Source organism: Neisseria sp. N95_16, assembly GCF_002551535.2.
GTDB lineage: Bacteria > Pseudomonadota > Gammaproteobacteria > Burkholderiales > Neisseriaceae > Neisseria > Neisseria brasiliensis.
This window is the reverse complement of the sequence record NZ_PDBT02000116.1, coordinates 1-4,232: the sequence shown is the minus strand read 5'-3', so window position 1 is coordinate 4,232 and position 4,232 is coordinate 1. Positions and strand designations below refer to the sequence as shown.

Annotated in this window: 4 protein-coding genes; 2 read left to right on the top strand and 2 right to left on the bottom strand. The window is 49.9% G+C overall.

Features of this window, described 5'->3' with window-relative positions; all coding sequences use genetic code 11:
• A partial coding sequence (locus CRG49_RS14135; protein WP_157807888.1) for a helix-turn-helix domain-containing protein occupies nt 1-171 on the bottom strand: 171 nt, incomplete at its 3' end.
• A gap of 313 nt (nt 172-484) precedes the next feature.
• Here CRG49_RS14135 and CRG49_RS12370 point away from each other — a divergent pair.
• Nucleotides 485-1,405 (top strand): c-type cytochrome, encoded by a 921-nt coding sequence (locus tag CRG49_RS12370; RefSeq protein ID WP_095502166.1) that lies wholly within the window; start codon nt 485-487, stop codon nt 1,403-1,405.
• 247 nt (nt 1,406-1,652) lie between these two features.
• Nucleotides 1,653-3,251: a peptide chain release factor 3 gene (locus CRG49_RS12365; RefSeq protein WP_095502167.1), complete on the top strand. Its 1,599-nt coding sequence runs from the start codon at nt 1,653-1,655 to the stop codon at nt 3,249-3,251.
• A gap of 65 nt (nt 3,252-3,316) precedes the next feature.
• On the opposite strand, the gene CRG49_RS12360 is transcribed toward CRG49_RS12365, so the two are convergent.
• Entirely contained in the window at nt 3,317-4,078 is a 762-nt protein-coding gene (locus tag CRG49_RS12360) for a sulfite exporter TauE/SafE family protein (RefSeq protein ID WP_369832044.1), read from the bottom strand.
• Nucleotides 4,079-4,232: the final 154 nt, after the last annotated feature.

Genomic DNA, 4,232 nt, shown 5'->3' with positions numbered 1-4,232 from the left:
CTGTTGTGCTTTTCGGTAACAGTAGGTTCCGTTGACGGAATGCCGTCTGATTTCCCGACTGACGGTGGCGGGATGACAACCGATGTTCTGTGCGATTTGGTTTAGGGGTAGGTTGCGGTAATGTCTGGAAATGTAGTATCTTTGGTGTGAGGTCAGTTGTGTGTAGGCCATATTGCAATCTTTCTTGTCAGGAAAGGCAGTATACTACCGCATACTGGCCTTTTCTGTTATTGGAAATTGCACTTGTTAGGCGAATGTAAGGCCGTCTGAAAACCCAGTTTTCAGACGGCCTTTTGTTATCCAATCAAGCAATTGATTCTACTATATTTATTTCTTATGAAATGATTCCACATAACGCATTGATAAAAAATAATATAATTTATTTGTTACATAAAGAAATATATGCTAAAAATAAATTACCATGACAAACTTGTTTTGAATCATGGATTAAGCTGTTAAAACCATAACAAAAAAGGAGAAGATCATGCGGAACCTTACCCTATTTTTACTGATTTCCGGTATCGGCTTAACGGCCTGCAGCCCAAACAACACCAGCCAAACCGAGCAAGCGAAGCCAATCGAACCGGCGGCGTCTGCCGTGGCTACCGCGCCCGAAGCTGTCAAAGCTTCCGCACCTGCTGCACCGGCCAAAACCGAAACCATCAAAGTGACCTTGGTTGATGTCAAAACCATTCCGGAAGGCGCTGAAGGCGATGCCATTCGCGATGGTTTGGATATTGCCACCCGCACCGCCCTGCGCGTTCCCGACCACGTCGGCAACCACTTAAACTGCACCAGTTGCCACTTGGGCAACGGCTCTACGCCTTACGCTGCACCGTGGAACGGCGTACCGGCCTTGTTCCCGCTATACCGCGCACGCAGCGGCAAAGTGGATACCATCGAAGAGCGCATCAATGGCTGCTTTATGCGCTCGATGAACGGCAAACCTTTGGCAGACGACAGCACCGAAATGCGCAATCTGATTGCCTACATGACTTGGCTTTCTAAAGACATCCCGCCCGGACACAGCCCCGAAGGCCGCGGCTTTGTTGAAATCGATAAAAATTTGGTGCCAAACCGTGTCAACGGTAAAGCCATTTTTGAACAAAAATGCGTGGTTTGTCACGGCGAACAAGGCGAAGGCATGTTGCAGCCGGGTAACAGCGGCTATATCTACCCTGCCGTTGCCGGTAAAAATTCCTTCAACGACGGCGCCGGCATGGCGCGCACATACACTGCCGCCGCGTTTATCAAAGGCAATATGCCGTTTGGCCAACCCAACAGCCTGACCGACCAAGAAGCGGTTGACGTAGCCGATTTCATGAGCCACATGGATCGACCGGTGTTTGCCCACAAACACAAAGACTGGCCAAAAGGCGATGCGCCAAAAGATGTACGCCGTTGATTGGATGTTGAAACAAGATTGAACACTTGTCAGCATCTCGGATATCAGCATAGCTTAAAGCCCACTCACAGCCATATGCCAAATCCGAAAGATGTATCAAGCTTTCAGGCCGTCTGAAAATCCAGTTTTCAGACGGCCTCTGCGTATTCAAGCATTGAATCTTTAAGCGTTTTTTTGTACAATTGCGCGTCTTTTATTATTCAACAGGCCGTCTGAAGCACGGCCTGAAATTTTTAGAAAAATCATTATGTCGAATATCCCCGAACAAGTGCGCCACCGCCGCACTTTTGCCATCATTTCCCACCCCGATGCGGGTAAAACCACGCTAACCGAAAAGCTGTTGTTGTTCTCAGGTGCGATTCAAAGCGCCGGTACAGTGAAAGGCAAGAAAACCGGCAAATTCGCCACCTCCGACTGGATGGACATCGAAAAACAACGCGGCATTTCCGTGGCCTCATCGGTGATGCAGTTCGACTACAACGACCACACCGTCAACCTGCTCGACACCCCAGGCCACCAAGACTTCTCGGAAGATACCTACCGCGTATTGACCGCGGTTGACAGTGCCTTGATGGTGATTGATGCCGCCAAAGGCGTGGAAGCGCAAACGATTAAACTCTTAAACGTCTGCCGCCTGCGTAACACGCCGATTGTTACCTTTATGAACAAATACGACCGTGACGTGCGCGATTCGCTGGAATTGCTCGACGAAGTAGAAAACATCTTAAAAATCCGCTGCGCGCCCGTGACTTGGCCAATCGGCATGGGCAAAAACTTCAAAGGCGTGTATCACATTCTGAATGATGAAGTGTATCTGTTTGAAGCCGGCGGCGAGCGTTTGCCGCACGAATTCGACGTGATTAAAGGCATTGACAATCCTGAATTGGAAAGCCGTTTCCCTTTGGAAATCCAACAGTTGCGCGATGAAATCGAATTGGTGCAAGCCGCGTCTAACGAGTTTGATTTGGAAGAATTTTTGGCGGGCGAACTCACGCCGGTATTCTTCGGCTCGGCGATTAACAATTTCGGCATCCAAGAAATCTTAAATTCCTTAATCGACTGGGCACCGGCACCGCAAGGCCGCGATGCCACCGTGCGCGTGGTTGAACCGACCGAAGAAAAATTCTCCGGTTTCGTGTTTAAAATTCAAGCCAATATGGACCCGAAACACCGCGACCGTATCGCCTTTTTGCGCGTATGCTCCGGCAAATTCGAGCGCGGCATGAAGATGAAACACCTGCGCATCAACCGCGACATCGCCGCCTCCAGCGTGGTGACGTTTATGTCGCACGACCGCGAATTGGTCGAAGAAGCCTACGCCGGCGACATCATCGGTATCCCGAACCACGGCAATATCCAAATCGGCGACAGCTTTTCCGAAGGCGAGCAGCTGGCGTTTACCGGCATTCCGTTTTTCGCGCCGGAATTGTTCCGCAGCGTACGCATTAAAAACCCGCTTAAAATCAAGCAACTGCAAAAAGGCTTGCAGCAGCTTGGCGAAGAAGGCGCGGTGCAGGTATTCAAACCGCAATCGGGCGCGGATTTGATTTTGGGTGCAGTCGGCGTGTTGCAGTTTGAAGTCGTCACCTCACGCTTGGCCGCCGAATACGGCGTAGAAGCCGTGTTCGACAACGCATCGATTTGGTCGGCGCGCTGGGTATCGTGCGACGACAAGAAAAAACTGGCCGAATTTGAAAAAGCCAACGCGGGAAACTTGGCCATCGATGCCGGCGGCAACCTCGCCTACCTCGCACCCAACCGCGTGAATCTTGGCTTGACCCAAGAGCGCTGGCCGGACATTGTGTTCCACGAAACACGCGAACATGCGGTGAATTTGAACGCTTGATGAGATAAATATAAGCAAGGCCGTCTGAAACAAAATGTTTCAGACGGCCTTTTCTTGATGCCAACTTACACCCACAAATCCCAAGCAAATTTGCCGATAATCAACACCAGCAAACACATAAAACCATAGCGCAGAAACTTGGTGCCGCCGCGTATTACCAACCGCGCGCCAATGATGCCGCCGCACAAATTTGCTATGGCCAACGTAACTGCCCATGCCCACACCACGTGACCATGCGGCACAAAAAATGTCAGCGCGGCAAAATTGGTGGTGGTGTTAATGACCTTGCCCGAAGCATTAGCAGTGAGAAAATCATAGCCGTAAAAACGCACGAAAATAAACGCCAACAGGCTGCCTGTACCCGGCCCGAAAATACCGTCATAAAAACCGATTAATGCGCCAAAAAACAAGCCCCATAAGGTTTCTTTGCGCGTGAGTTTGGCGGTGCGCTGGATTTGACCTAAATCTTTCTTCAAAAAAGTATAAATACACATCACAATCATGATGACCAGCATAATCGGCTTCATGTATTCGGTCGGGAAAAACGCCACCGATTTGGCGCCCAAATACGAAGCGATAAACGCCAACATCGCCGCCGGCAACAGCATTTTCCACGGCACGGGAATTTTGCGCACATATTGCCATGTCGCGGTGACTGTACCGGAAAACGATGCCACTTTACCCACACCCAACACGGTCGGCACCGGCGTGCCCGGCAGGATATTAAACAATCCGAGAATTTGCAGCAGACCGCCGCCTCCGACTGCCGCATCCATCAATCCGGCCAAAAAACCAATAATAATCAAAAAGTAAAACGTCGTTTCCATCAACAGGCAGTCTGAGACCTTTGCAAAACCCTACCTACCATCAAAAAAGCTTACTTAGGTTACTAAGTAAGCTTTTTTTCAACATAAAATCCCCAATCATTACCTAAAATTCCCTATTCTCGGGCACATTTCCCCCTTTTCACGCGGCAGCAGA